26 protein-coding genes are annotated in these 25,537 nt (G+C 62.9%); 6 read left to right on the top strand and 20 right to left on the bottom strand.

Features of this window, described 5'->3' with window-relative positions; translation table 11 throughout:
• Positions 1–7 precede the first annotated feature (7 nt).
• Complete coding sequence (locus ACIPQ1_RS26695; protein ID WP_446535062.1) at positions 8–1,330, top strand: lytic murein transglycosylase; 1,323 nt, start codon at positions 8–10, stop codon at positions 1,328–1,330.
• A gap of 111 nt (positions 1,331–1,441) precedes the next feature.
• Here ACIPQ1_RS26695 and ACIPQ1_RS26690 read toward each other — a convergent pair whose 3' ends face one another.
• The 14 genes from ACIPQ1_RS26690 to ACIPQ1_RS26625 form a co-directional block, all read right to left on the bottom strand.
• Entirely contained in the window at positions 1,442–2,374 is a 933-nt protein-coding gene (locus ACIPQ1_RS26690; protein WP_411385714.1) for a S66 peptidase family protein, read from the bottom strand.
• A gap of 628 nt (positions 2,375–3,002) precedes the next feature.
• The gene (locus ACIPQ1_RS26685) at positions 3,003–3,143 is read right to left on the bottom strand and encodes a hypothetical protein (RefSeq protein WP_250965065.1); all 141 of its coding nucleotides are present in this window, start codon (positions 3,141–3,143) and stop codon (positions 3,003–3,005) included.
• A 204-nt stretch (positions 3,144–3,347) separates the two neighbouring features.
• Entirely contained in the window at positions 3,348–4,370 is a 1,023-nt protein-coding gene (gene lipA, locus ACIPQ1_RS26680; protein WP_014340371.1) for a lipoyl synthase, read from the bottom strand.
• A 1-nt stretch (position 4,371) separates the two neighbouring features.
• Entirely contained in the window at positions 4,372–5,019 is a 648-nt protein-coding gene (gene lipB, locus ACIPQ1_RS26675; protein WP_446535061.1) for a lipoyl(octanoyl) transferase LipB, read from the bottom strand.
• Positions 5,019–5,294 carry a DUF493 domain-containing protein gene (locus tag ACIPQ1_RS26670; protein ID WP_053125656.1) on the bottom strand — a complete coding sequence of 92 codons (276 nt, stop codon included), beginning with the start codon at positions 5,292–5,294 and terminating at the stop codon, positions 5,019–5,021. The genes lipB and ACIPQ1_RS26670 overlap by 1 nt, the downstream gene beginning before the upstream one ends.
• Positions 5,295–5,375: 81 nt before the next feature.
• Positions 5,376–6,533, bottom strand: coding sequence for a D-alanyl-D-alanine carboxypeptidase family protein (locus ACIPQ1_RS26665; RefSeq protein ID WP_186706569.1), 1,158 nt, complete (start codon positions 6,531–6,533; stop codon positions 5,376–5,378).
• 307 nt (positions 6,534–6,840) lie between these two features.
• Entirely contained in the window at positions 6,841–7,866 is a 1,026-nt protein-coding gene (locus ACIPQ1_RS26660; RefSeq protein WP_186706570.1) for a septal ring lytic transglycosylase RlpA family protein, read from the bottom strand.
• Positions 7,866–8,876, bottom strand: a complete 1,011-nt coding sequence (gene mltB, locus ACIPQ1_RS26655; RefSeq protein ID WP_411385716.1) for a lytic murein transglycosylase B — start codon at positions 8,874–8,876, stop codon at positions 7,866–7,868. The genes ACIPQ1_RS26660 and mltB overlap by 1 nt, the downstream gene beginning before the upstream one ends.
• A 17-nt stretch (positions 8,877–8,893) precedes the next feature.
• The gene (gene rodA / locus ACIPQ1_RS26650) at positions 8,894–9,997 is read right to left on the bottom strand and encodes a rod shape-determining protein RodA (protein ID WP_186706612.1); all 1,104 of its coding nucleotides are present in this window, start codon (positions 9,995–9,997) and stop codon (positions 8,894–8,896) included.
• Between the two features lie 31 nt (positions 9,998–10,028).
• Positions 10,029–11,924 (bottom strand): penicillin-binding protein 2, encoded by a 1,896-nt coding sequence (gene mrdA, locus ACIPQ1_RS26645; protein ID WP_411385717.1) that lies wholly within the window; start codon positions 11,922–11,924, stop codon positions 10,029–10,031.
• A 10-nt stretch (positions 11,925–11,934) separates the two neighbouring features.
• Entirely contained in the window at positions 11,935–12,402 is a 468-nt protein-coding gene (gene rlmH, locus ACIPQ1_RS26640) for a 23S rRNA (pseudouridine(1915)-N(3))-methyltransferase RlmH (RefSeq protein WP_047229490.1), read from the bottom strand.
• A 9-nt stretch (positions 12,403–12,411) separates the two neighbouring features.
• Positions 12,412–12,906, bottom strand: coding sequence for a ribosome silencing factor (gene rsfS / locus ACIPQ1_RS26635; RefSeq protein WP_186706573.1), 495 nt, complete (start codon positions 12,904–12,906; stop codon positions 12,412–12,414).
• A gap of 71 nt (positions 12,907–12,977) precedes the next feature.
• Positions 12,978–13,664, bottom strand: coding sequence for a nicotinate-nucleotide adenylyltransferase (gene nadD / locus ACIPQ1_RS26630; RefSeq protein WP_411385718.1), 687 nt, complete (start codon positions 13,662–13,664; stop codon positions 12,978–12,980).
• A 1-nt stretch (position 13,665) separates the two neighbouring features.
• Complete coding sequence (locus ACIPQ1_RS26625) at positions 13,666–14,937, bottom strand: glutamate-5-semialdehyde dehydrogenase (RefSeq protein ID WP_186730293.1); 1,272 nt, start codon at positions 14,935–14,937, stop codon at positions 13,666–13,668.
• Positions 14,938–15,341: 404 nt separating this feature from the next.
• On the opposite strand from ACIPQ1_RS26625, the gene ACIPQ1_RS26620 reads away from it, so the two are divergent.
• The gene (locus ACIPQ1_RS26620; protein ID WP_250965058.1) at positions 15,342–16,019 is read left to right on the top strand and encodes a DNA-3-methyladenine glycosylase; all 678 of its coding nucleotides are present in this window, start codon (positions 15,342–15,344) and stop codon (positions 16,017–16,019) included.
• A gap of 209 nt (positions 16,020–16,228) precedes the next feature.
• On the top strand, positions 16,229–17,545 hold the full coding sequence (locus tag ACIPQ1_RS26615) for a bifunctional DedA family/phosphatase PAP2 family protein (RefSeq protein ID WP_411385719.1): 1,317 nt from the start codon (positions 16,229–16,231) through the stop codon (positions 17,543–17,545).
• Between the two features lie 277 nt (positions 17,546–17,822).
• Here ACIPQ1_RS26615 and ACIPQ1_RS26610 read toward each other — a convergent pair whose 3' ends face one another.
• The 3 genes from ACIPQ1_RS26610 to ACIPQ1_RS26600 are packed head-to-tail and all read right to left on the bottom strand — an operon-like array spanning position 17,823 to position 19,502.
• Complete coding sequence (locus tag ACIPQ1_RS26610) at positions 17,823–18,413, bottom strand: LON peptidase substrate-binding domain-containing protein (protein WP_186706578.1); 591 nt, start codon at positions 18,411–18,413, stop codon at positions 17,823–17,825.
• A 10-nt stretch (positions 18,414–18,423) separates the two neighbouring features.
• Entirely contained in the window at positions 18,424–19,140 is a 717-nt protein-coding gene (locus tag ACIPQ1_RS26605; protein WP_053125679.1) for an LrgB family protein, read from the bottom strand.
• Positions 19,137–19,502: a CidA/LrgA family protein gene (locus ACIPQ1_RS26600; protein WP_053125681.1), complete on the bottom strand. Its 366-nt coding sequence runs from the start codon at positions 19,500–19,502 to the stop codon at positions 19,137–19,139. Before ACIPQ1_RS26600 ends, ACIPQ1_RS26605 begins: the two co-directional genes overlap by 4 nt.
• 349 nt (positions 19,503–19,851) lie before the next feature.
• Here ACIPQ1_RS26600 and ACIPQ1_RS26595 point away from each other — a divergent pair, with 349 nt between their 5' ends.
• From ACIPQ1_RS26595 to ACIPQ1_RS26585, 3 genes are all read left to right on the top strand, one after another.
• A complete protein-coding gene (locus ACIPQ1_RS26595) occupies positions 19,852–20,307 on the top strand; it encodes a MaoC family dehydratase (protein ID WP_186730290.1) in 456 nt (151 codons plus the stop codon).
• Positions 20,308–20,409: 102 nt separating this feature from the next.
• Positions 20,410–22,128, top strand: a complete 1,719-nt coding sequence (locus ACIPQ1_RS26590; protein WP_446535060.1) for a C13 family peptidase — start codon at positions 20,410–20,412, stop codon at positions 22,126–22,128.
• A 27-nt stretch (positions 22,129–22,155) separates the two neighbouring features.
• Positions 22,156–22,797: an oxidoreductase gene (locus tag ACIPQ1_RS26585; protein ID WP_411385721.1), complete on the top strand. Its 642-nt coding sequence runs from the start codon at positions 22,156–22,158 to the stop codon at positions 22,795–22,797.
• A gap of 275 nt (positions 22,798–23,072) precedes the next feature.
• Here the strand turns inward: ACIPQ1_RS26585 and ACIPQ1_RS26580 are convergent, their stop codons facing one another.
• The 3 genes from ACIPQ1_RS26580 to mpl are packed head-to-tail and all read right to left on the bottom strand — an operon-like array spanning position 23,073 to position 25,328.
• A complete protein-coding gene (locus ACIPQ1_RS26580; RefSeq protein ID WP_186730288.1) occupies positions 23,073–23,357 on the bottom strand; it encodes a YceK/YidQ family lipoprotein in 285 nt (94 codons plus the stop codon).
• On the bottom strand, positions 23,350–23,982 hold the full coding sequence (gene ubiX, locus ACIPQ1_RS26575) for a flavin prenyltransferase UbiX (RefSeq protein WP_053189919.1): 633 nt from the start codon (positions 23,980–23,982) through the stop codon (positions 23,350–23,352). Before ubiX ends, ACIPQ1_RS26580 begins: the two co-directional genes overlap by 8 nt.
• Positions 23,979–25,328 carry a UDP-N-acetylmuramate:L-alanyl-gamma-D-glutamyl-meso-diaminopimelate ligase gene (gene mpl, locus ACIPQ1_RS26570; RefSeq protein ID WP_411385722.1) on the bottom strand — a complete coding sequence of 450 codons (1,350 nt, stop codon included), beginning with the start codon at positions 25,326–25,328 and terminating at the stop codon, positions 23,979–23,981. The genes ubiX and mpl overlap by 4 nt, the downstream gene beginning before the upstream one ends.
• Positions 25,329–25,537 lie beyond the last annotated feature (209 nt).

The raw sequence follows: 25,537 nt of genomic DNA, 5'->3' as shown, positions 1-25,537 counted from the left end.
CCCGTGCATGCCCTTCTGTCTTTCCCATCGTTGGCCACTGCGCCAAATGATTGTTGCCGCAAGCGTTGTCCTGCTTGTCGCCTGCGCCGAAAAACCTACCGCCGCCGACGCCCAACCGCTCCCGACAGCTCCCGTCGTGACCGCGCCTGCCATCGTGCCGCCCGTGGTGCCCACCGGTGACGACTTGGTGATTGCGCCCACCCAGACCTTTGCTGAATGGCAGGCCGGGTTTCGCAAGGAAGCGCTGGCCGCCGGGATCCGTGCCGATTTGTTCGACCGTGCGTTTGTCGGCGTCAGCCCGGACATGAGCGTGATCAAGGCCGACCGCAGCCAGCCGGAATTTACCCGTCCCGTGTGGGAATACCTCGACGGTGCGCTGTCGCCACTGCGAGTCAACAAGGGCAAGAGCCTGATCCAACAGCACGCCCAGATCCTGCAAAGTATCGAGCAGCGTTATGGCGTCGATCGCGAGGCGCTGGTGGCGGTATGGGGCATGGAGAGCAACTTCGGCCAGTTCCAGGGCAGCAAGTCGGTCATCAACTCCCTGGCGACCCTGGCCTACGAAGGACGGCGCCCGGGCTTTGCCCATGCGCAATTGATCGCCGCGCTGCAGATCCTGCAACAGGGCGATATCACACCGGAAAAAATGCTCGGCTCCTGGGCCGGTGCCATGGGCCAGACCCAGTTCATTCCCACCACGTATAACACCCATGCAGTGGATTTCGACGGCGACGGGCGCCGCGACATCTGGGGCAGCTCCACCGACGCCCTGGCCTCGACCGCGCACTACCTGCAAAGCTCCGGCTGGCAGCGCGGCCAGCCGTGGGGGTTCGAGGTCTCGCTCAACGAGGGCTTCGACTACACGCTGGCCGATGGCACGATCCGCAAGCCTGTCTCCGAATGGATGCGGCTAGGCGTTTCAGAATATGGCGGCTTGCCAATCGCCCCCGAGGACAAGCAGCTCTCGGCGTCCTTGCTCCTGCCGGCTGGCCATCGCGGTCCGGCGTTCCTGATCTTCGATAACTTCCGCGCCATCCTCAAGTACAACAATTCATCGTCCTATGCCTTGGCGGTCGGACTGTTGTCGAAGCGCTTCAGCGGTGCGGGGTTGGTCTACGGCCAATGGCCAAAGGAAGACCTGCCCCTGAGCCGCAGCGAACGCGTGGAACTGCAAACCCTGCTGGGCAAGCATAACTACGACGCGGGCAACCCCGACGGCATCATCGGTGCCAACACCCGCAAAGCGATCCGCAGCGCCCAGCAGTCGTTCGGCTGGCCGGCGGATGGGTATCCGACGCACCAACTGCTTGAGGCGTTGCGCAACCGCTGAACGGGCGTATGGCCGCTGACGCCATCGCGAGCAAGCTCGCTCCCACCGGGTGTCCGGTCACCCTGTGGGAGCGAGCTTGCTCGCGAAGACTGACTTGCAGGCGCTACATGACTAGCGGCTGATCACCACATCCTGCTCCAACACCAACCGCTTCTCTCCCGCATCCAGCGTCACCAATGCCCCCATGGGCAAAGTCAGGTTCGGATCGCAGTGCCCGCTGCGCCAGCCGGACAACACCGGGATGCGCAACGGCGTGAAGGTCTGCTTGAGCAACCGGTTCAACGCCTCGAGGTCTACCCCCGCTATATCCCCTACCAGGACCCCGTGCAACTTCGCCAGGGTGCCCGCCAGTCGCAATTGAGTCAGCAGTCGATCGATGCGATACAGCGGTTCGTTGACATCTTCGATGAACAGGATCACCCCTTCGGCGTCGATCTGATAGGGCGTGCCCATGGTCGCGGCGATCATCGAGAGGTTGCCGCCCAGCAGGCGGCCGTGGGCGATGCCTGGCTCGACGGTGGTCAACGGATAGGCCGCGGGATGGCTCAGCAGGCTGCCGGCTTTCACTTGTCCACGTAGCAGGCTGAAGAACGAGGTGACGGTTGGGGGTTCCTTGTCGCCGAGGAGGTCGGCGTTGAGCAGCGGGCCGTGGAAGGTCACGAAGCCGGCGTAGCGGTTGATGGCCAGGTGCAGGGCGGTGATGTCGCTGTAGCCTACGAATGGCTTGGGGTTGCGGCGTATGAGGTCGAAGTCGATGCGATCCAGCAGCCGGGGGGTGCCGTAGCCGCCGCGCAGGCAGATGATGGCTTTGATTTCTGGGTCGGCGAAGGCTGTGTGCAGGTCGTTGAGGCGTGTGTCGTCGCTGCCGGCGAGGTAGCCGTCTTTTTCGTAGACGCCTGGGAAGATTCGCAGTTCGTGGCCCCTTGCGCGCATCCATTGGGTGGCTTTTTCGGTGTCCAGGGGGGCGGGGCCGGCGGGGGCTATGACTCCGATCAGGCCTTCTTTAGGGAGGGCTGGGACTGGGTGGTGTGGGGTTAGGGCCATGGGGTTCCCGGTTTTTTCGGCGTGCTTTGTGTGTATATCCGTTTTTTGTGTAACGGCCACTTATGGTTCCGCTCTTACAGCGGGTCACTTTTGGAAAAGCGCCAAAAGTAACCAAAAACGCTTTGCCCCACCACTCGGCACCTCGCCTAGGCTCGGTGTGCCCTCACTCCGGCATTGCTCCGTGGGCCGCCGCGAAGGGCCATCCATGGCCCAGCGCGGCTATCCCGGCATCCATGCCGGGATGCCCACTGCGCAATGCCTGCGTTCGGCCAGCGTGGTTTAACGGGGCGCCCCAGATCAAGATCAAAAGCAAAGCAAAGCAAAGCAAAGCAAAGCAAAGCAAAGCAAAAGCGGTCGGAGCTGGCATTTGTGTGGCTGCACCACTGCTATCGCGAGCAAGCTCGCTCCCACATTAGATCTTCAGCAGACACAAAACCCATATACACCGCTCCCACATGGGAGCTACAGCAGACACAAACCCCATATACACCGCGAAAACCTGTGGGAGCGAGCTTGCTCGCGATGAGGCCAGCACATCCAACATCACCGCAAACTGACCCACCGCCTTCGCGAGCAGGCTCGCTCCCACAATTGGATCGAAGTACGACTGCCAGAGCCAGGTCGGCTATCAGGCCGCCTCGCTTTGGCTTTTGATCTTGATCTTGATTTTGATCTTGATCTGGGGCGCCCCGTTAACCACGATGGCCGAACGCAGGCATTGTGGAGTGGGTATCCCGGCATGGATGCCGGGATAGCCGCGCTGGGCCATGGATGGCCCTTCGCGGCGGGCCCACGGAGCAATGCCGGAGTGAGGGCATGCCGAGCCTAAGCGAGGCACCGAGTGGTGGGGCAAGAGCGTTTTGGTTACTTTTGACTGGGCCGGCTTCCGGGCTTTTCAAAAGTGACCCGCCGTAAGGGCGGAACCATAAGTAGCCGTTACCGAAGAAACGGATATACACACCGCCCCAAAAAATCAGGACCCCAAAAGCTCAGCCTTGACCAACTTAGCCTGCTCATCCGCATGATACGAAGACCGCACCAACGGCCCCGAAGCCACGTTCTTGAACCCCATCTTGTACCCTTCCTCGGCAAACCAGGCAAAGGTATCGGGATGCACAAAACGCTGCACCGGCAAGTGGCTACGGGAAGGCTGCAGATATTGGCCCAAGGTCAGCATGTCAATGTCATGCTCACGCATGCGCTTCATGACCTCGATAACCTCCTCATCCGTCTCACCCAAGCCCAGCATCAAGCCAGACTTGGTCGGAATGTGCGGCATCATCTGCTTGAAGCGCTGCAGCAAGGTCAGCGACCACTGGTAATCCGAACCCGGACGCGCGGCCTTGTACAGGCGCGGCACGGTTTCCAGGTTGTGGTTGAACACGTCCGGCGGCTCGGCGGCGGTGATTTCCAGGGCGATGTCCATGCGGCCACGGTAATCGGGCACCAGGGTTTCCAGTTGGACGTTCGGCGACAGTTTGCGAATCTCGCGGATGCAATCGGCAAAGTGCTGGGCACCGCCGTCACGCAGGTCGTCGCGGTCCACCGAGGTGATGACCACGTACTTGAGCTTCAGGTCGGCGATGGCGATGGCCAGGCTTTCCGGCTCGTTGGTGTCCAAGGGCTTCGGACGGCCGTGGCCGACGTCGCAGAACGGGCAGCGACGGGTGCAGATGTCGCCCATGATCATGAACGTGGCGGTGCCGCCGGAGAAGCACTCGCCCAGGTTCGGGCAGGAGGCTTCTTCGCAGACGCTGTGCAGCTTGTGCTTGCGCAGCAGGGCCTTGATACGGTCGACTTCCGGGGAAACCGGGATGCGCACGCGGATCCAGTCGGGTTTCTTCGGCAATTCGGTGGTGGGGATGATCTTGACCGGGATGCGTGCAACCTTCTCGGCGCCGCGCAGCTTGACGCCGGCCTCTACCTTGGCACGCGGGGCCGGACGCTCGGTGACGTCCAGCGTCGGGATCATGGTTTGCACTGCATCAGTAGTCATATCAGTCGATTCCGCCCGTGAGGGTCGTCTGCTCAGCATAGTCGAGGTGTTTGACGAGCTGCGCGCGCAGCCGGGCACTTACCTCGGCAAATTCAATCGGTCCTGCGTGCTCGCTCAACTGGGTCATCGCCAGTCCCGCGTAGCCACAGGGATTAATCCGTCGGAATGGCGCCAGGTCCATGTCCACGTTCAACGCCAGGCCATGAAACGAACAGCCGTGGCGGATCCGCAAACCCAGGGACGCGATCTTCGCCCCATCGACGTAGACACCCGGCGCATCCGGCTTGGCCGCCGCCGTCACCCCGTAGCTGGCCAGCAGCTCGATCAGGCACGTTTCCATGCGGGTGACCAGCTCGCGCACGCCAAACCCCAGCTTGCGCACATCCAGCAACAGGTAGGCGACCAGTTGGCCAGGCCCATGGTAGGTCACCTGCCCGCCGCGGTCGACCTTCACCACCGGGATTTCCCCCGGCAGCAACAGGTGCTCGGCCTTGCCGGCCTGGCCCTGGGTGAACACCGGCGGATGTTCCACCAGCCAGACTTCATCGTCGGCGCTGGTGCCGCGTTCGTTGGTGAAGCGTTGCATGGCATGCCAGACCGGCTCATAAGCCATCGTGCCCAGCTCGCGAAAGCCCAGCGTGCCCGGCATCACAACACCATGTGCACGAAACCGGTGGCGCGCAGCTCGCTGTTGATGTCGTAGAGCTGTTCCTGACCGGTGGCAATGATATGCAACTGGATCGTCGTGTACTTGCCGTTGGTACTCTGGCGCTCGGCCAGGGTCTTGTGGTCAACGGTGGCATGTTTTTCAAGGATCGCGATGATCTTGTCCTTGAAACCCACGCCGGTGTCGCCGATTACCTTGATCGGGTAATCCGCGCACGGGAATTCAATTTTTGGCGCCTTTACTTCGGAGTCTGTCATGGCGTAACGGCCTCGTAAGCCGTGGTAACGCACATGGCCCCGCTCCGGAGGGGAACGAGGCCATGCAGGTCAACACTTCAATCAGTTGAACAAGCCGTAGAAGAATAGACGGATGCTATCCCAGATGCGGCGGAAGATACCACCTTCCTCGACCGCGTCCAGAGCGATCAGGTCAGCGCTGTGCACCACTTTGTCGTCCAGTTTGACTTCGACTTTACCGATCACGTCGCCCTTGGCGATAGGAGCGGTCAGTTGCGGGTTCATGGTCATGCTGGCAGCGAGCTTCTTGAGCTGGCCTTTAGGCAGGGTCATGGTCAGGTCTTGGGCCAGGCCAGCCTTGACCTGGTTGGTCGAGCCTTTCCAGACCTGGGCCTGGGCCAGTTCGGTGCCCTTCTGGTAGAAGGTCTGGGTTTCGAAGAAACGGAAGCCGTAGGTCAACAGCTTCTGGGTCTCGGCGGCACGGGCCACTTCGCTGCTGGTGCCAAAGACCACGGCGATCAGGCGCATGCCGTCACGCACAGCCGAGGACACCATGCAGTAGCCGGCTTCGTCGGTGTGGCCGGTCTTCAGGCCATCGACGGTCTTGTCGCGCCACAGCAGCAGGTTGCGGTTAGGCTGCTTGATGCCGTTCCAGAAGAATTCCTTCTGGGAGTAGATGGCGTAGTGCGCCGGGTCTTCATGAATGATTGCCCGGGCCAGGATCGCCATGTCGTGAGCCGACGAATAGTGCTCAGGGTTCGGCAGGCCGGTGGGGTTCATGAAGTGGCTATTGGTCATGCCCAGGTCGGCCACGGTTTTGTTCATCATGTCGGCGAACGCATCTTCGCTGCCGGCGATGTGCTCGGCCAGGGCGACGCTGGCGTCGTTGCCGGACTGGATGATGATGCCGTGCAGCAGGTCGCTGACGGTCACTTGCGAACCGACCTTGATGAACATCCGCGAACCGCCGGTGCGCCAGGCGTTTTCGCTGACGGTCACCGGATCGTTTTCACCGATCTGGCCACGACGGATTTCCAGCGTGGCGATGTAGGCGGTCATCAGCTTGGTCAGGCTGGCCGGTGGCAGACGCTGGTCACCGTTGTTCTCCACCAGCACCTCGCCGCTGCTGGCATCCATCAGCACAAAGGATTTAGCAGCCAATTGAGGAGGCGCCGGCATCATCTCGACCGCGAACGCGGCCGGTGAGAGAAGCAGCGGGACTAGCAGGCAAAGGCGTTTGGCAAAGGTGGTGATGTTCATCCGTCTCTCGAAATCGCTAATGGGACTGCCCGAAGGCAGAACTAAAACAGGCAACCTCAGGCTTTGTATGAAAAGTGCCTGCGCGACGATCATGCTGCGTTGAAAACAGGCTCGGAATGCTCATTGACAACCAGTCAACTCCGCTTCCTCGCCTGTTTTCGCCTTGCCTGATCGCCGCTCGGCGACTTTTCATACAAACCCTCGGGCTGCCGCGTATTTAAGTTGCTCACTCACACCCTTGCCGGGCTTTTATTATTCATGGAGCCAACAACCTGACCCGCTCCAACCGCAAGCGGGCCTCAATCAATTACTCAGCAGTGACCAGGCTCGGCGAACCGAGATTGGCCAGGCGCACACTGTCCTGCACCTTCTGGACTTCACCCGGAGAACCGATCGGCCCCAGGCGCACCCGATGCAGTGTCTGCTGGTTGCGCACGATCGAGCTGATGAACACCGGGGCGCTCACCATCGAGCTGAGCTTCGACCTCAGCAGCTCGGCAGCGTCCGGGTTGGCGAACGCGCCCACTTGCAGAAACTGGCCAGACGCTGTTGCAGAAGCGTTTTTTTTTGCATCGATCTGCACTGGCAGCACGGCCGCGGCGTGTTGCTGCGGCGGCGGTGTCCACTGCTCGACCGTGCCGGTGGACGCCGTCACGGTGGGCGCGGCATTTTGCGCCACTTTCGGCTCGTTGAGCATCAAAGGCGCCGGACGGCCACGTTGGGCCCACCATTCCTGCGGGTCGATGCCTTCGACCTTGACCCGGGCGGTGCCGGTTTCAGCGTAACCCAGCTTTTTTGCCGCCGCATACGACAGGTCGATGATGCGGTCGGAATAGAACGGCCCACGGTCGTTGACCCGCAGTATCACCGTCTTGTTGTTGTCCAGGTTGGTCACCCGCACATAGCTGGGCAGCGGCAAGGTCTTGTGGGCCGCGCTCATGCCGTACAGGTCGTACACTTCGCCGTTGGCGGTGTTCTGGCCGTGGAACTTGGTGCCGTACCAGGATGCCGTGCCCGAGGCCACGTAGCGCTTGGACTCGGCCATCGGGAAATAGGTCTTGCCCAGCACCGTATAGGGGTTGGCCTTGTAGGGGCCGGTGTGCAGGGTCGGCGTGGCGTCGGGAATGCGCGAGACGTCCACGTCCCACCACGGCGCGCCGTCCTTGTGGGCCCGGTTGATGTCCAGGCCCGGCGTGGCGCGCACGGCGGTGGTGTTTTTCTGGACCGGCGCGCGGCTGGTCGAACAACTGACGACCAGCAGCGACAGCGCAGCCAGCGCCACCAGCTTGAAAGGCTTGGTTTTCAGGGGTTGATAGGTAGGCAATGCCCGCATTATTTGACGCCCCGTGCTTTGACCAGCTCTTCAGACAGTTGATATACGGCCATGGCGTACATCACGCTGCGGTTATAACGCGTAATCGCGTAGAAATTCTTCAGGCCCATCCAGTATTCGGGGCCCTGTTCGCCTTCCAGGCGCATCGCGGTGACCGGCATGTCGTCACGCAGCGCATCATGACTCGACCAGCCCAACGCCCGCAACTCCCCGACGGTTTTCGTCGGCTCGATGCCCTCGGTCAGGCCCTGGTCCACTTGCTCGCCGCGCACATCGGCGCGGCTGACCACCGGCTGGCCGGGTTCCCAGCCGTGCCGCTTGAAATAGCTGGCGACACTGCCAATGGCATCGGTCGGGTTGGTCCAGATATTGATGTGGCCGTCGCCATCGAAGTCCACCGCGTAGGCGCGGAAACTGCTGGGCATGAATTGCGGCAGGCCCATGGCCCCGGCGTAGGAGCCCTTCAGCGTCAGCGGATCGACCTGTTCTTCACGGGCCAGCAGCAGGAATTCGCGCAGCTCCTTGCGGAAGAACTCGGCACGCGGCGGGTAATCGAAGCCCAGGGTCGACAGTGCGTCGATCACCCGGAAATTCCCGGTGTTGCGGCCAAAGAAGGTCTCGACGCCAATGATCGACACAATGAACTGGGCCGGCACGCCGTATTCCTGCTCGGCACGGGCCAGGGCCGCCTCGTGCTGGCGCCAGAAGTCCACGCCCCGGGCGACACGCGCCTCGGTGATGAACATCGGCCGGTACTCGCTCCACTGCTTGACCCGCTCGGCGGGCCGGGAGATCGCGTCGAGGATCGACTGCTTGCGCTCGGCCTCGCGAAACACCCCCATCAGTTGTTCACCGGCGAAACCGTAGTCGCGGGTCATCTCGCCGACGAATTCGGCCACCTGTGGCGAGCCTTCGTATTCACCGGCCAAGGCCTGCGACGCACTGCCCAGGAGGCCGACCAGGCCGATCCACGGCGCACATCGCGTCGACCAGCCACGCATTGCTTGCATTGAACTCTTCACCTTATTCAAACCTGCGCGATCCACTTGCGATGCGTATGAATCGACATCAAAACCCCAAACGCTGACAGTAGTGTCACCAGCGAAGTTCCTCCGTAGCTAATGAAAGGCAACGGCACCCCCACGACCGGCAACAGGCCACTGACCATACCGATGTTGACGAAAACATAAACAAAAAACGTCATGGTCAGGCTGCCCGCGAGCAACTTGCCGAACAATGTCTGGGCCTGGGCGGTGATCACCAGCCCCCGGCCGATCAGCAATAAATAGATCAGCAGCAGCACGCAGATGCCCACCAGGCCGAACTCCTCGCCCATCACGGCGATGATGAAGTCGGTGTGGCTTTCCGGCAAAAAGTCCAGGTGCGACTGGGTGCCCATCAGCCAGCCCTTGCCAAATACGCCGCCGGAACCAATGGCGGCCTTGGACTGGATGATGTTCCAGCCGGTGCCCAGCGGATCGCTTTCCGGGTCGAGGAAGGTCAGGACGCGCTGCTTCTGGTAGTCGTGCATCACGAAATACCACATGGCCACCGACACCGGCACGGCGGCGGCGATCACGCTGAGGATCCAGCGCCAGCGCAACCCGCCCATGAACAGCACGAAGGCGCCGCCGGCCAGGATCAGCAGCGAGGTGCCGAGGTCCGGCTGGCGCACGATGAGGATGAACGGGATGCCGATCAGCAACAGGCTGACACATACATGCTTGAGCTGTGGCGGCAACGAGCGCTTGGACAGGTACCAGGCAATGGTCGCCGGCATGATGATCTTGAGGAATTCCGAAGGCTGGAAGCGGATCACCCCGGGAATGTTGATCCAGCGGGTGGCGCCCATGGCGTTGTGGCCCATGATGTCCACCACCACCAGCAAACCGACGCCGACGATGTAGGCCACCGGCACCCAGCGCGCCATGAACCGCGGCTCGAGCTGGGCGATGACGATCATCGACACCAGGCCTATGCCGAACGAGGTGGCCTGCTTGGCCAGCAAGTCCCAGCTCTTGCCGCTGGCCGAATACAGCACGAACAGGCTGCCGGCGGCCAGGGTCAGCAGCAGGATCAGCAACGGGCCGTCGATGTGCATGCGCTGCAGCAAGGTGGCACGGCGGCGCATCACGTCTTCGCTGGACAGGATCCGGTCGAAATTATTCTTCACGGGCCGTAGCCTCCGCAGTGATGGGGCTTGCGTATTCAGGCTTGAGCTGGCCGTGCTCATCCAGCAACCAGGCGTCCATGATCTGGCGCACCACCGGCGCGGCGACGCCGGAACCGGATTCACCGTTCTCGACCATCACCGACACGACGATCTTCGGGTTCTCGGCTGGCGCGAAACCGACGAACAAGGCGTGGTCGCGGTGGCGTTCCTGGACCTTGGAGCGGTCGTACTTCTCGCCCTGCTTGATGGCGACGACCTGGGCCGTACCACTCTTGCCGGCAATCCGGTATTGCGCGCCGAGGGCCGCCTTGCGCGCGGTGCCTCGGGCGCCGTGCATCACCGCCTGCATACCGTTGTTGACCCTCTGCCAGTCCGCCGGATTGCGCAGGATGATGTCTGGCATCGGGTCCGGGTCCACCGGCTTCTGGCCTTCGATGGTCTTGGCCAGGTGCGGGCGATACCACTTGCCCTTGCTCGCCACCAGCGCCGTCGCCTGGGCCAGTTGCAAGGGCGTTGCCTGCATGTAGCCCTGGCCGATCCCCAGGATCAGGGTTTCGCCCGGGAACCAGGCCTGGCGGCGAGTCGCCCGTTTCCATTCCCGGGACGGCATCAGGCCGGGCGACTCCTCGAACATGTCCAGGGAGACTTTCTGACCGAGGCCGAACTTGTTCATGTAGGACGACAACCGATCGATCCCCAGCTTGTGGGCCAGGTCGTAGAAGTAGGTGTCGTTGGAACGCATGATCGCCGCCTCCAGGTCCACGTAGCCGTCACCGGTGCGGTTCCAGTTGCGGTACTTGTGGTCGTAGTTCGGCAGTTGGTAATACCCCGGGTCGTAGACCCGGCTCGACGCGGTGACCACGCCCGCGTCCAACCCGGCAATCGCCACGGCCGGCTTGATGGTCGAGCCCGGCGGGTAGAGGCCGCGCAACACACGGTTGAACAGCGGCCGGTCGATGGAATCCCGCAGCTCGGCATAGGCCTTGAAACTGATGCCAGTGACGAACAGGTTCGGGTCGAAACTAGGCTGGCTGACCATCGCCAGCACTTCGCCGGTGTTCGGGTCCAGCGCCACCACGGCGCCGCGCCGGCCGCCCAGCGCCGCTTCGGCGGCTTCCTGCAACTTGATGTCCAGGCTCAGGACGATGTCCTTGCCGGGAATCGGGTCGGTGCGTTTGAGCACGCGCAACACGCGGCCACGGGCATTGGTCTCGACTTCCTCGTAACCCACTTGCCCGTGCAGCTCGGCCTCGTAGAAACGCTCGATACCGGTCTTGCCGATGTGGTGGGTGCCGCTGTAGTTGACCGGGTCGAGAGTCTTGAGCTCTTTCTCGTTGATCCGCCCCATGTAGCCGACCGAGTGGGCAAAGTGCGGCCCTTGGGGATAATGCCGCACCAGCTGCGCCACCACCTCGACGCCCGGCAGGCGGAACTGGTTCACCGCAATCAGGGCGATCTGTTCTTCGGTCAGCTCGAACATGATCGGCACCGGCTCGAAGGGACGCCGGCCCTGGCGCATGCGCTTCTCGAAGATCGCCCGGTCCTCGGGCGTCAACTGCAGCACTTCGACGATCACGTCGAGGACTTTTTGCCAGTCGCCGGAACGCTCGCGGGTCATGCTCAGGCTGAAGCTGGGCCGGTTATCCGCCACCACCACGCCATTGCGGTCGAAAATCAGCCCGCGGGTCGGCGGAATCGGCTGTACGTGTACGCGGTTGCTCTCCGACAAGGTCGAGTGATACTCGTACTGGATCACCTGGAGGAAATACAACCGCGCGATCAGCACGCCAATCAGCGTCACCACCGCAATAGCGCCGAACACGACGCGACCACGCACCAGGCGGGCGTCTTTTTCGTGGTCCTTGATGCGGATCGGCTGGGGCATGAGGGCAGGATTACTTGTGGTAAGGGTGCCCGGACAGAACTGTCCAGGCACGATACAGCTGTTCGCCGATCAGGATCCGCACCAGCGGGTGCGGCAACGTCAATGGCGACAACGACCAGCGCTGGTCCGCCCGGGCACAGACTTCCGGCGCCAGCCCTTCCGGGCCACCAACCATGAAGTTGACCGTGCGCGCGTCCAATCGCCAGCGATCGAGCTCCACCGCCAGTTGCTCGGTGCTCCAGGGCTTGCCGTGGACTTCGAGGGTGACGATGCGCTCGTTCGGCCCGACCTTGGCCAGCATGGCTTCGCCTTCCTGGCGGATGAAGCGCGCCACGTCGGCGTTCTTGCCACGGGTGTTGAGCGGAATTTCCACCAGTTCCAGGGCCAGCTCGGACGGAAGACGCTTGGCATATTCATGCCAGCCTTCTTCCACCCACTTGGGCATGCGAGAACCGACGGCGATCAGGCGCAGTCGCACAGCGGTCCCTTATTGCTGGTCTTTGTTGAGCTTGGTGAAGTGCTCATGGGGGTTTTCCGGGCTGTGGTGCGCAGCGCTGGCCGAACGGCTCTGCTCGGCACCGGCCCACAGGCGTTCCAGGTCATAGAACTGGCGCGCCGAGGCGGTCATCATGTGCACGATGACATCGTCCATGTCCAACAGGACCCAGTCGCTGTCGCCCTTGCCTTCTTCACCCAATGGCTTGACGCCCTGGGCCTTGACCGCTTCGCGGACCTTGTCCAGCATCGCGCCGATCTGGCGGTTGGAGGTACCGGTGGCGATGATCATGTAGTCCGTGATGCTCTGCTTGTCACGAACGTCGATCACCTGGATGTCCTGGGCCTTGACGTCTTCCAGGGCTGCCACGGCCACCTTGACCAGTTCTTCGCCAACCAGCGCCACGCCGGTGTGGACTTCTACAGGCAGCGGGGCGCTCTTGAACGTGCCCTTGCGCTTTACTTTGTTTACGTCTTTGTCAGTCATATAAAACTCGTTCTGCTCGTATGTTCGGGCGCTTCGCTACACGCATTCACGTGCCTTGAAGCGCGCCTTTTTCAGTTCGACGCACGGTAGAGCCCGTGCGCATCGATGTAGGCCAGGACCGCGTCGGGCACCAGGAAACGTACCGACTTACCGCTGGCCAGCAGTTGACGGATCTGGGTGGCGGATACCGCGAGCGGCGTCTGCCAGACGAATGCAATCTGTCCGCTCGGCCCTTTCAGGGCCAGCGGGTCGCTCACCGAGCGGGCCGCCAGCAGGTTGCGCAAGGCATCCGGCGGCTCGCTGTCGGCATCCGGGCGTTGCAACACCAGGATGTGGCAATGCTGGAGCAACTCTTCCCAGCGATGCCAAGTGGGCAGGCCGCAAAATGCGTCCCAGCCCAGAAGCAGGAAAACCTGGGCATCAACGGCCAGTTCGGCGCGCATCAGCTCCAGGGTATCAATGGTGTAGGACGGTTTGTCCCGCTGCAATTCGCGGGCGTCCACCACCAGCGGTGCCACACCGGCCACCGCGCACTCGACCATCGCCAGGCGATCCCGGGCCGACACCTGCGGCGTATCCCGGTGAGGCGGCCGGGCGCTGGGCGTCAGGCGTAGCTCATCGAGGGCCAGGGCGTCGGCGACTTCCAGCGCACCGCGCAAATGGCCGATGTGCACCGGGTCGAACGTGCCGCCCAGGATACCGATGCGCCGGGCCGGGGTTGTCGTCGTCACAGGGGCCGGCGGTTCGAGGTCGCCCAAGTCAGACCGACTCCTGTCCGCGCAACTGGCCGTCACCGACCACGATGTATTTCTCGCAGGTCAGGCCTTCCAGGCCCACCGGGCCGCGGGCGTGCAGCTTATCAGTAGAAATGCCGATCTCGGCACCCAATCCGTATTCAAAGCCATCGGCGAAGCAGGTCGGGGTGTTGATCATCACCGACGCCGAATCCACTTCGGCCACGAAACGCCGGGTTTCGCCCTGGTGCTCACTGACGATGGAATCGGTGTGGTGCGAGCCGTGGCGGTTGATGTGTTCGATGGCCTGGTCCAGCCCGTCGACCACGCGGATCGACAGGATCGGCGCCAGGTATTCGGTGTCCCAGTCTTCTGCCGTGGCCGCGACGGCCTCGATGATTGCCCGGGTGCGCTCGCAACCGCGCAGTTCGACGCCTTTTTCGCGGAACTGGGCGGCCATCGACGGCAGGAAGTCCTGGGCAACGGCCTGGTCCACCAGCAGGGTTTCCATCGCGCCGCAGATACCGTAGCGGTAGGTCTTGGCGTTGAAGGCGATGCGCTGGGCCTTCGGCAATTCGGCGTGGGCACTGACGTAGACGTGGCAGATGCCGTCCAGGTGCTTGATCACCGGCACCCGGGCGTCACGGCTGACCCGTTCGATCAGGCCCTTGCCGCCGCGCGGCACGATGACATCGACGAACTCGGGCATGGTGATCAACGCGCCAACTGCGGCGCGGTCGGTGGTTTCCACCACTTGCACCACGGCCGCCGGCAGATCGGCCTCGGCCAGGCCGCGCTGGATGCAGGCGGCAATGGCACGGTTGGAATGGATGGCCTCGGAGCCGCCCCGCAGGATGGTTGCGTTACCGGACTTCAGGCACAGGCTCGCGGCGTCGATGGTCACGTTCGGCCGCGACTCGTAGATGATCCCGACCACGCCCAGGGGCACGCGCATCTTGCCGACCTGGATGCCCGACGGGCGGTAGCTCATGTCGCGAATCGCCCCGACCGGGTCCGGCAGGGCCGCGACCTGGCGCAGACCGACGATCATGCCGTCGATGCGGGCCGGAGTCAGCGCCAGGCGCTCGAGCATGGCCGGCTCCAGACCGTTGGCCCGGCCGGCGGCCAGGTCCAGCTCGTTGGCAGCGGACAACTCGGCGCGCGCAGCGTCCAGCGCATTGGCGGCGGCCTGCAGGGCGCGGTTTTTCTGCGCGGTGCTGGCCCGGCCGATGATGCGCGACGCTTCGCGAGCGGCGCGACCCAGGCGGGTCATGTAGTCAAGAACGGACTCAGTCATGGTCTGTGTGGTCTTGGCGATGGGGAAAGCGGCAGATTATAGCTGTCGTAACCCTCGACTAACAGCATGGACTCGCAGTGGTGACCGGCGGAGAAGCAAAACAGCCGTAAACAGCCGGTTGAAGCGCAATGCTGTTCACTTAAGGCAATCGACAAACCCGTGGCGAGGGAGCTTGCTCCCGCTGGGCCGCGAAGCGGCCCCAAAACCTGCCAATTGTGGCGTATCAGACACACCGCACCCGCCGGTTTACGGCTGCTTCGCAGCCGAGCGGGAGCAAGCTCCCTCGCCACAGGGTCATCATTTTTCCTAAGTGAACGGCATTACGGTTGAAACGAGTGTTCAGCGGTGATTAAGCTTTCCATTGCTATCATCGCGCTTCCTTTGGCCTCACTTCGTCTATCGACATGACCGATTTGCCATCGCCCAACGCCCTGCCCCACGCCTTTTTCGATCGCGACGCCCAGGTGCTTGCCAAGGACCTGCTGGGCAAAGTCATCCGCCACAAGGTCGGCGACCTGTGGCTCAGCGCGCGGATCATCGAGACCGAGGCGTATTACTTCGCCGAAAAAGGCAGCCACGCCTCCCTGGGCTACACGGAAAAACGTAAGGCTTTGTTTCTGGATGGCGGGCACATCTATATGTACTACGCCCGGGGCGGCGATTCGCTGAACTTCAGCGCCCAGGGCCCGGGCAACGCGGTGTTGATCAAGTCGGCCTACCCGTGGGTCGATGCCGTTTCGGGGCCGGCGAGCCTGGCGCAGATGCTGTTGAACAACCCCGACGCCCAAGGCCGGCCACGCACACCGCAAAAACTCTGTGCCGGCCAGACCCTGTTGTGCAAAGCTTTGGGGCTGAAAGTGCCGGACTGGGACGCCAAGCGCTTCGACCCCGAGCGCTTGTTGGTGGAAGACGTCGGCGTGCCAACGGTCAATGCGATCCAGACCACCCGCCTGGGCATTCCCCTGGGACGGGACGAGCATTTGCCCTACCGCTTCGTCGACGCTGCCTACGCCCCTTGGTGCACCCGCAACCCGTTGCGGCGCGGACAGGTCGAAGGGCGGGATTATTTTTTGCTTTCATGAACACAAACACTGCATGACCCTGCGGCCCCTTGTGGGAGCGAGCTTGCTCGCGATGGCGCCAGGCCTGTGAATTAAATGGCGACTGACACACCGCTATCGCGAGCAAGCTCGCTCCCACAGTTGAGCTTCAGTGGTCACAGGATTTGTGTTCGCAACAGAACCCCATGTAAAAAACTGCATGCCCATCACTATTCAATGGAGTTGTTCTTATGGGCCCATGGCTCGATAGCATCACCGCCTGGCTGACCGTCAACCCGCAATGGCTGGCGGTGGCGGTTTTTGTCGTTGCTTGCGTGGAATGCCTGGCCATCGCCGGGTTGATCGTGCCGGGCACGGTGCTGTTGTTTGCGATTGCGGTGCTGGCCGGCAGCGGCGCGTTGTCCTTGGGCGAGACGCTGCTGCTGGGGCTGCTCGGAGGCCTGCTGGGGGACTTGGTGTCGTATTTACTCGGCCGGCATTTCCACCAGAATATCCGGCGCCTGCCGGGGCTGCGGCATCACCCGGAATGGATGAGCGCGGCGGAAAGCTATTTCCAGCGCTACGGCATCGCCAGCCTGCTGGTGGGCCGCTTCATCGGCCCGCTGCGGCCCATGTTGCCGATGGTGGCCGGCATGTGCGACATGCCGTTCCCGCGCTTCGCCGCCGTCAGCGTGTTGGCCGCCGCCGGCTGGACCGTGGCGTACCTGTTGCCGGGCTGGGCCACCGGGGCGGCGTTTCGCCTGCCGCTGCCCGAGGGTTTCTGGCCCCAGGCCGGCGTGGTCATCGGCAGCATCGCGGTGATGATCGGGCTGAGCGTCAACAGCACCCTGCGTCGCCATCGCCATGCCACGGCGCTGATCGCCGGCATCGGCCTGGTGATCCTGATCGGCCTGTTCATCGGCTTTCGCTACCTGACGGCGTTCGACCAAGGCTTGATGGCCCTGGTCCAGGAGCATCGCAGCGCGACGCTGGATGAAATCGCCGTGACCTTTACCCTGATCGGCGAATTCCGCTACATGTTGATTGTCTGCAGCTTGGTGACCGCGTTGCTGCTATTGGCACGGCAATGGCGCCAGGCGATCTTTGCCGGCGGCACGATGTTGTTCACCGCCCTGGCCAATACCGGCTGCAAACACTTCTTTGCCCGGGTGCGCCCGGAAATCCTCACCGACCCACTGACCAGCTACAGCATGCCCAGCGGCCACTCCTCTGGGGCATTCGCGCTGTTCCTGTCCCTCGCCGTGCTGGCCGGCCGCGGCCAACCGCCACGCCTGCGCCTGACCTGGCTGTTGCTGGGCTGCTTGCCGGCCTTGGCCATCGCCCTGTCGCGGGTCTACCTGGGAGCGCATTGGCCGAGCGACATCGTCGCCGGGGCGATGCTCGCCGCCAGCATCTGTGCGGCCGCCCTATGGCTGAGCCAGCGCCAGACCCTGCTGCCGGCCATGCCACCGAAAGTCTGGTGGCTGGTCCTGCCGGCGCTGACGGCGGCGTTCAGCTTCTTCGCCCTGCGGCACCTGCCCCATGCGATGTTGCGGTATGCCTATTGAACACACTATTTGTGGGCACTGAAGATCCCCTGTGGGAGCGAGCCTGCTCGCGAAGACGGCGGCACAGTCACCCTTGATGCGAGCTGACCCACCGCTTTCGCGAGCAAGCTCGCTCCCACAGGAGGCTGTGGCGAACATCAATCCCACAGCCAACATAAAACCATTGTGGGAGCGAGCTTGCTCGCGATGGCGGCGGCACATTCAACATTGACGCAGCTGATCCACCGCTATCGCGAGCAAGCTCGCTCCCACAGGGGCCAGCCCTATCAGTGAGGGATCAGGCGAACAGTTCACCCTGCAGCTCATCGAGCAACGCCTGGATCGCATCCAACCGCTGCTGGGGATCATCGAGTTGCAGCAGGTCGATCTTGTCCAGCTCATTGAATGGCAACAGGTAGGCCAGTTGATTGGCCAGCGATTGCTGGCCGGTCGCTTCGGTGCCCATGTTCAGCGCCTCGACCATCGGGTGCTCGGCCAGGGCCTTGAGCAGCGCCACCAGGTCGGCATCTTCGTCTTGCAGCGGTTGTTCCGGCTCGTCTTCCAGCCACTCGACCTCGGCCACCGTGAGTTGATCGGCCTGGACACTGCTGCTGTGCACCAGAAAACGCCGTCCGCCCTGCACGCGAATCCCCAGCAGGCCATTGTCCTGCTGGGAAAAATCGGTAATCAGCGCCTCACAACCGACCCGCGCATAACCTTCAGGCGCGACGCCGACTTCCTCGCCATCGAGGATGCACACCACACCAAAGCCTTCGCCCTTTTTCATGCAGCGCCCGATCATGTCGAGGTAACGCGCCTCGAAAATCTGCAAGTCGAGGATGCAACCGGGGAACAGCACGGTGTTCAACGGGAAAAGCGGCAAGCTCATAACCAATTCCTTAAACCGTCATCGACACCACCAACGGCAGCAACACCGCCGTGGCCACGCCCATCAGACTCATTGCCAGCGCCGCGAAGGCACCCGACTCCTCGCTTTCCTGCAACGCCACCGACGTGCCCACCGCATGGGCCGCCAACCCCAGGGCCATGCCTCGGGCCTCAGGGCTATGGACACCCAACCGGGTCAGAATACTCGGGCCGAGAATCGCCCCGAGCACCCCGGTGATCAACACGAACACCGCCGCCATGGCCGCCACGCCGCCGATCTGCTCGGCCACCAGCATGGCGATCGGCGAGGTCACCGACTTGGGCGCCATGGTCATCAGAATCATGTGCTCGGCGCCAAAGGCCCAGCCCAACACCACTGCAGAGCCCGTGGCAAACACCCCGGCTATCACCAGCGTAGTAAAAATCGGCCAGAACAACTGCCGGATCCGTCGCAGGTTCAAATACAGCGGCACCGCCAGGGCGACCGTGGCCGGGCCCAGCAGGATGCTGAGGATCTCGGTGCTCTTGCGGTACTCGGCATAACCGATGCCACAGCCCACCAGCACGCCGATCAACAGCACCATCGACATCAGCACCGGTTGCAGGAACACCCAGCGGGTTTTTTCGTACGCCGCCAGCACCAGTTGGTAGGCGCCCAGGGTTATGCCAATGCCGAACAGCGGATGATGGATGACCGAGGTCCAGGCGCCCTGCCAATCGAGCATCATTGGCTGTCCTCCGGAGCGGCGACGTGGCGACGGGCCAGGCGCTGCATCAGCACGCCCGTCAGCGCCACGGACAGCACCAGGGACAAGGTCAACGCGCCAACGATGGCCCAGAAATCGGCGGCAATCGCCCCGGCGTAGACCATCACCCCTACCGCAGGCGGCACCAGCAGCAATGGCAGGTAACGCAGCAGACTGCCGGCGGCCAGGTTCAACGGCTCGCTGACTTCGCCGCGCACCACCAGATACCCCAGCAGCAACAGCAGGCCAATGATCGGCCCCGGCAGTACCGGTAGGAACAAATGATTGATCGCAGTGCCCAGCAATTGAAACAGCACCAGCCAGGTCAGGCCCCGTAGCAACATCCGCTCTATCCCCCCGCAACAGCCCCAATGAACGCGCCAATTCGGTTCACGGCGTGGTTCTGTGGCGAGGGAGCTTGCTCCCGCTGGGCTGCGCAGCGGCCCCATTTTATGAGCGCTTCGCACTCAAGCGGGAGCAAGCTCCCTCGCCACAATCGAACACGCACGTTGAATGAACCGAATTGCAAAGAATGCGCCGGCATTATAAGCATGCCCGCGCTATGGTTCGGCATTCGTAAAAAGCATGGTCGATGACCTTCCCGGCCCGCCATGTTGATCTACAGTGGTTTTCCGGGGACGCAAAATCCCCGCTCCAGAAAAAGTAAAAACGATGAACCCAAGGAGAGTCTCAATGCCCTACGTCCCCGTTGCAGCGCTCAAAGATTATGTCGGCAAGGAACTTGGACGTTCCGATTGGCTTACCATCGACCAGGACCGCATCAACCTGTTCGCCGAAGCCACTGGCGACTTTCAGTTCATCCACGTCGATCCGGTCAAGGCCGCGCAGACCCCGTTCGGCAGCACCATCGCCCACGGTTTCCTGTCGCTGTCGCTGATGCCCAAGTTGATGGAAGACATCCTGATCCTGCCCGAGGGCGTGAAGATGGTCGTCAACTACGGGCTGGACAGCGTGCGCTTCATCCAACCGGTGAAGGTCGATTCCAAGGTCCGGCTCAAGGTCGACCTGGTGGAAGTCACCGAGAAAAAACCCGGCCAATGGCTGCTCAAGGCCACCGCCACCCTGGAAATCGAAGGTTCGGAAAAACCGGCCTACATCGCCGAGCCGCTGTCGCTCTGCTTCGTGTAAACCTGCGCACATGCGAAACCGTCCAGGCAGTTTCGCATCGCTTCTCTATATCCGGGAGCCAAAGCTGCGGCATACTCGTGGCCTGATGACCTGGATCCCGTTATGCGCTTACTCGTCCCACTGACCCTGACCCTGTTGCTCACCGCCTGTGGCGCCGGCGAATCGCCGCTGCCTCCCGACGCGCGCCTGCCCGACGGCGGCCGCTACCGTGGCGACCTGGTGGACGGGCTGCTGCAGGGCCAGGGGCGCATCGACTACCCCAACGGCAGCTGGTACGCCGGGCAGTTCGACAAGGGTCAATGGCATGGCACCGGGGAATGGCATGGCAGCAACGGCGAGGTCTATCGCGGCCAGTTCCACCAGGGCCTGTTCCACGGCCAGGGCAGCCTGACCACACCCACCAGCAGCTACACCGGCGGCTTCAAGCTGGGGCGACGGGACGGTGAAGGGACGCTCAAGGAAAACGGCATGACCTACCGGGGCGAATTCAAGGCCGACCGCTATTCCGGCCTCGGACGCTTGGAACTCGACGACGGCAGCCAGTACCAGGGCCCCTTCGTCAACGGCAAGCCCAACGGTGAAGGCCAGCGCTTCGACGCCAGCGGCAACCAGTTCACCGGGCACTTTGTCGATGGGCAACTACAAGGCAAAGGCACCTTCAACAGTGCCGAAGGCGATGTCTACATTGGCGGTTTCCGGAGCAACCAGCTCAACGGTCGCGGTCGCTACGAAAATGCCGACGGCGATGTCTGGATCGGCCAGTTCAAGGACGGCGCACTGACCGGCAAGGGCGAACTGATCGGCGCCGACGGCAGCCACTACCTCGGTCGATTCAATGATTGGCGCTTTACCGGCGAGGGCCGCCTGAACCTGCCCGACGGCAGTTTCTACATTGGCCAGTTCGAGGCCGACAGCTATCATGGGCGCGGCACCCTGGTGCTCACCGATGGCACGGTGCAAAGCGGCACCTGGGCCAACGGCCAACGGGTGCGCGACGCCGACGGCAGGCTGCTGCCGGATGTGCTCGAACTCGGCCTGCTGGCCCAGGGCCGCCTGCTGGAGGATGCCCTGGCGAACATCCCGGCCTCGACCCCGGCGGTGGAGCTGTACAGCCTGACCCTGGGCGGCGACGGCAAGCAAAGCGTGTTCCTGCGCGAATCCGACTATGTCGCCAACATGCTCGCCAGCCGCTTTGGCGCGTTCGGGCAGATCCGCCTGGTGAACCACCGCGACCACCTCGGCGACCGGCCCATGGCCAGCCGTGAAAGCCTGCGCCGCGCCGCCGCCACCCTGGCCGAACGCAGCGGCCCGGAAGACCTGATTTTCATCTACCTGACCAGCCACGGCACCAGCGAGCACGAACTGGTGCTCGACCAGCCGCGCATGGAACTGGCCGACCTGCCCGCCGACGAACTGGCGGTGGTCCTCGCACCACTGAAGAATCGCGACAAGATTGTGGTGATCTCGGCCTGTTATTCCGGCGGTTTCATCCCGGCGCTCAAGGACGAACGCACGCTGATCATGACCGCCTCCCGGGCCGACCGGGTGTCCTTCGGCTGCTCCGAGGAAGCCAACTTCACCTATTTCGGCGATGCCCTGTTCGCCCAGGCACTGAACCAGACCGACGACCTGGAGCAGGCCTTCAAACGGGCCAAGGGCATCGTTGCCGAGCGCGAGCAGGCAGACAACTTCGAAGCCTCGGAACCGCAGATCTGGGCGCCAAGGACGGTCCTGTCCCACTGGCAATTGCTGCGCAAGCAGCAGGCGCGAAAAGCATTGCAAAGTGCGGCATTGAACGACGAGGCGACAAAGAGCAACTAAGCTGAACCGTATCAAGGGGGAAACACTATGTACTTGACGCCTCAGCATGTTTTGCTCGCCGGCGCGACCGGATTGACCGGGGAACACCTACTGGACCGGCTGCTCAACGAGCCGACCATCACCCGTGTATTGGCGCCTTCACGCCGGCCACTGGCCGAGCATCCACACTTGGAAAACCCGGTAGGGGAGCCGGCCCAGGTACTGCCACAACTCAGTGGCCAGGTCGACATTGCCTTTTGCTGCCTTGGCACCACCCTCAAGAAAGCCGGCTCCGAGCAAGCCTTCCGCGCGGTGGACCTGGACCTGGTCCTGGCGTTTGCCAAGCGCGCCCGGGAACTGGGCGCACGGCATTTGGTGGTGATCAGCGCGTTGGGGGCCGATGCCAAGTCATCGCTCTTCTACAACCGGGTCAAGGGTGAGATGGAGGCGGCCCTCAAGGCCCAGGGCTGGCCGCAACTGACCATTTGCCGCCCTTCCCTGCTGCTGGGCGACCGCGTCGAACCGCGCCTGGCCGAGCAACTGGCCGGGCCGTTGTCGAAGCTGATCCCAGGCAAGTACCACGGCATCGAAGCCTGCCAACTGGCCCGGGCGATGTGGCGTCTGGCGCTGGAAGAACAGGATGGGGTGCGGGTGGTGGAGTCGGATGAGTTGCGCAGGCTTGGCAAATAGCCCTGTGGTGCCTGGACAGAAGTCATCGCGAGCAAGCTCGCTCCCACAAAAGATTGCGTTCCAACTCGGTCCACTGTGGGAGCGAGCTTGCTCGCGATGGGGAGCATCGCCGATCCAAAGCCAAGCACTCATTGTGGCGAGGGAGCTTGCTCCCGCTCGACTGCGCAGTAGTCGCCTTGGATTTCAGGGGGAAAAAGCTTGGGGCCGCTTCGCAGCCCAGCGGGAGCAAGCTCCCTCGCCACAGGTTCCAGGCAAATCAAGCACTGTGGTGTTTGCTACAACCCGCCTGTCGCCCGGAACCCCACGCCTAATGCCGTGAACAACGACAACGGCAACAACAAGGTATCCAACAGCGCACTCCCCGGCAGGTCCACGCCCGGGTAACTCGGCGCCTCGGCCCCAAAGCGGTCCTTGGCGCAGCAGCCACCCTTCAGGGCATACAAGTCCAGGCGCGTGCCGGCGTAGACCACCGGCGCGCCCGGCTTGGCCGCGTCGAGGGTGCGGGCGGTGGCGCAGCCGGTCAGTTGCAGCGCCAGCAGCACGATCAGCAGCTTATTCATCACTGCTCAAATGATGCTCGCCCCAACGGGGCAACATGTCCTGGGGAATGTTCAGCAGGTTGAGGATCCGTGCGACCACGAAATCGATCAGGTCGTCGATGGTCTGCGGCTGGTGATAGAAACCCGGCGACGCCGGCAGGATGGTCACGCCCATGTTCGACAGTTTGAGCATGTGCTCCAGGTGAATGCTCGAATACGGCGCTTCCCGCGGCACCAGGATCAACTGGCGGCGCTCCTTGAGCGTGACGTCCGCCGCCCGTTCGATGAGGTTGTTGCAGGCCCCGGTGGCAATCGCCGACAGCGTCCCGGTGGAACACGGCACCACCACCATCGCTGCTGGCGCGCCGGAGCCCGAGGCCACCGGCGACATCCAGTCTTCCTTGCCGTACACACGAATCTGCCCCGCCGCCGCACCGGTGTATTCGGTGAGGAAGGCCTGCATCATCTGGGTCTTGGACGGCAGGGTCACGTCGGTCTCGGTGGCCATCACCAGTTGCGCGGCCTTGGAGATCAGGAAATGCACTTCGCGGTCCTCGCGCACCAGGCAATCGAGCAGGCGCAAGCCGTACTGGGCGCCGGACGCACCGGTCATCGCCAGCGTGATGCGTTCCGGGCCGTTGCTCATTTCAGCGCCTCGGCGAGTTTGCCGTGCAGGCCGCCGAAGCCGCCGTTACTCATGATCACCACGTGGGTGCCGGGCTGGGCCTGGCTTTTCACGCGCTCGATGATGCCCTCCAGGGAATCGCTGACAATCGACGGCACCGTGCACAGCGCGGCGGTGGCGCCGAGGTCCCAGCCGAGGTTGGCCGGTGCGTACCAGATCACCTGGTCGGCATCGACCACGCTTTCCGGCAGGCCGTCGCGGTGGGCGCCGAGCTTCATGGAGTTGGAGCGCGGCTCGATGATCGCCACCAGGGGTGCGTCACCGATACGCTTGCGCAGACCGTCGAGGGTGGTGGCGATGGCCGTCGGGTGGTGGGCGAAGTCGTCATAAATGGTGATGCCGTTGACCTCGGCGACTTTCTCCATCCGCCGCTTCACACTCTTGAACGCACTCAACGCGGCAATGCCCATGGACGGCACCACGCCGACATGACGGGCTGCCGCCAGGGTCGCCAAGGCATTGGCAACGTTGTGCTGGCCGGTCATGTCCCACTCGACCACGCCTTGGGACTGGCCTTCGAACATCACTTCGAACTGCGAACCGTCATCCTTGAGCAACTTCACCTGCCACTGACCGCCCACGCCGGTGGTCTGCACCGGGGTCCAGCAGCCCATTTCAATGACGCGCTGCAACGCCGGCTCAGTGGTCGGGTGAATCACCAGGCCTTCGCTGGGAATGATGCGCACCAAGTGGTGGAACTGCCGCTCGATGGCCGGTAGATCGGGGAAGATATCGGCATGATCGAACTCAAGGTTGTTGAGGATCGCCGTGCGTGGACGGTAGTGGACGAATTTCGAACGCTTATCGAAAAACGCGCTGTCGTACTCATCTGCTTCGATCACGAAGAACGGCGTGCCACCCAGGCGCGCCGACACCGAGAAATTCTGCGGCACGCCACCGATCAGGAAACCCGGGCTCATGCCCGCGTGCTCCAACACCCAGGCGAGCATGCTGCTGGTGGTGGTCTTGCCATGGGTGCCGGCCACGGCCAGGACCCAACGGCCCTGCAACACATGATCGGCCAGCCACTGCGGCCCGGATACGTAGGGCAGGCCTTTGTTGAGCACGTACTCCACCGCCGGGTTGCCACGGGACATGGCGTTGCCGATCACCACCAGGTCCGGTGCGGGGTCCAGTTGCGCCGGGTCATAGCCTTGGGTCAGCTCGATGCCCTGGGCCTCCAGCTGCGTGCTCATCGGCGGGTAGACGTTGGCGTCGGAACCGGTCACATGGTGGCCCAGCTCCTTGGCCAGGACCGCCATCGAACCCATGAAAGTGCCGCAAATACCGAGAATATGGATGTGCATAGTCGACCTCGTAAACATGGCCGCAGGTTAGCGTAGGGAGGGGAAAATCGCACCTTGTGTTTGAGCCCCACAGATCCAATGTGGGAGCGAGCTTGCTCGCGATAGCGGTGGGTCAGCTTGCGACGATGCTGAATGGGCCAATGTCATCGCGAGCAAGCTCGCTCCCACAGTTGACCGCACAACCCCGGCTTGCTACTGGCTGCTTTTGT

This window comes from Pseudomonas sp. LARHCG127 (genome assembly GCF_052871455.1).
The sequence above is the reverse complement of the archived record's forward strand: the minus strand, read 5'-3'. Positions and strand labels throughout refer to the sequence as shown.

What these genes read in the sequence shown, in the direction of transcription:
- mpl (WP_411385722.1), bottom strand. Translation starts at nt 25,328, where the DNA reads ATGCACATCCATATTCTCGGTATTTGCGGCACTTTCATGGGTTCGATG.
- ACIPQ1_RS26685 (WP_250965065.1), bottom strand. Translation starts at nt 3,143, where the DNA reads ATGGCCCAGCGCGGCTATCCCGGCATCCATGCCGGGATACCCACTCCA.
- ACIPQ1_RS26620 (WP_250965058.1), top strand. Translation starts at nt 15,342, where the DNA reads ATGACCGATTTGCCATCGCCCAACGCCCTGCCCCACGCCTTTTTCGAT.
- ACIPQ1_RS26625 (WP_186730293.1), bottom strand. Translation starts at nt 14,937, where the DNA reads ATGACTGAGTCCGTTCTTGACTACATGACCCGCCTGGGTCGCGCCGCT.
- ACIPQ1_RS26585 (WP_411385721.1), top strand. Translation starts at nt 22,156, where the DNA reads ATGTACTTGACGCCTCAGCATGTTTTGCTCGCCGGCGCGACCGGATTG.
- mltB (WP_411385716.1), bottom strand. Translation starts at nt 8,876, where the DNA reads ATGCAAGCAATGCGTGGCTGGTCGACGCGATGTGCGCCGTGGATCGGC.
- ACIPQ1_RS26595 (WP_186730290.1), top strand. Translation starts at nt 19,852, where the DNA reads ATGCCCTACGTCCCCGTTGCAGCGCTCAAAGATTATGTCGGCAAGGAA.
- mrdA (WP_411385717.1), bottom strand. Translation starts at nt 11,924, where the DNA reads ATGCCCCAGCCGATCCGCATCAAGGACCACGAAAAAGACGCCCGCCTG.
- ACIPQ1_RS26695 (WP_446535062.1), top strand. Translation starts at nt 8, where the DNA reads ATGCCCTTCTGTCTTTCCCATCGTTGGCCACTGCGCCAAATGATTGTT.
- ACIPQ1_RS26665 (WP_186706569.1), bottom strand. Translation starts at nt 6,533, where the DNA reads ATGAACATCACCACCTTTGCCAAACGCCTTTGCCTGCTAGTCCCGCTG.
- ubiX (WP_053189919.1), bottom strand. Translation starts at nt 23,982, where the DNA reads ATGAGCAACGGCCCGGAACGCATCACGCTGGCGATGACCGGTGCGTCC.
- rsfS (WP_186706573.1), bottom strand. Translation starts at nt 12,906, where the DNA reads ATGACTGACAAAGACGTAAACAAAGTAAAGCGCAAGGGCACGTTCAAG.
- ACIPQ1_RS26660 (WP_186706570.1), bottom strand. Translation starts at nt 7,866, where the DNA reads ATGCGGGCATTGCCTACCTATCAACCCCTGAAAACCAAGCCTTTCAAG.
- ACIPQ1_RS26580 (WP_186730288.1), bottom strand. Translation starts at nt 23,357, where the DNA reads ATGAATAAGCTGCTGATCGTGCTGCTGGCGCTGCAACTGACCGGCTGC.
- ACIPQ1_RS26615 (WP_411385719.1), top strand. Translation starts at nt 16,229, where the DNA reads ATGGGCCCATGGCTCGATAGCATCACCGCCTGGCTGACCGTCAACCCG.
- lipA (WP_014340371.1), bottom strand. Translation starts at nt 4,370, where the DNA reads ATGACTACTGATGCAGTGCAAACCATGATCCCGACGCTGGACGTCACC.
- rodA (WP_186706612.1), bottom strand. Translation starts at nt 9,997, where the DNA reads ATGCGCCGCCGTGCCACCTTGCTGCAGCGCATGCACATCGACGGCCCG.
- ACIPQ1_RS26670 (WP_053125656.1), bottom strand. Translation starts at nt 5,294, where the DNA reads ATGACAGACTCCGAAGTAAAGGCGCCAAAAATTGAATTCCCGTGCGCG.
- ACIPQ1_RS26600 (WP_053125681.1), bottom strand. Translation starts at nt 19,502, where the DNA reads ATGTTGCTACGGGGCCTGACCTGGCTGGTGCTGTTTCAATTGCTGGGC.
- ACIPQ1_RS26590 (WP_446535060.1), top strand. Translation starts at nt 20,410, where the DNA reads ATGCGCTTACTCGTCCCACTGACCCTGACCCTGTTGCTCACCGCCTGT.
- lipB (WP_446535061.1), bottom strand. Translation starts at nt 5,019, where the DNA reads ATGCCGGGCACGCTGGGCTTTCGCGAGCTGGGCACGATGGCTTATGAG.
- ACIPQ1_RS26605 (WP_053125679.1), bottom strand. Translation starts at nt 19,140, where the DNA reads ATGATGCTCGATTGGCAGGGCGCCTGGACCTCGGTCATCCATCATCCG.
- ACIPQ1_RS26690 (WP_411385714.1), bottom strand. Translation starts at nt 2,374, where the DNA reads ATGGCCCTAACCCCACACCACCCAGTCCCAGCCCTCCCTAAAGAAGGC.
- ACIPQ1_RS26610 (WP_186706578.1), bottom strand. Translation starts at nt 18,413, where the DNA reads ATGAGCTTGCCGCTTTTCCCGTTGAACACCGTGCTGTTCCCCGGTTGC.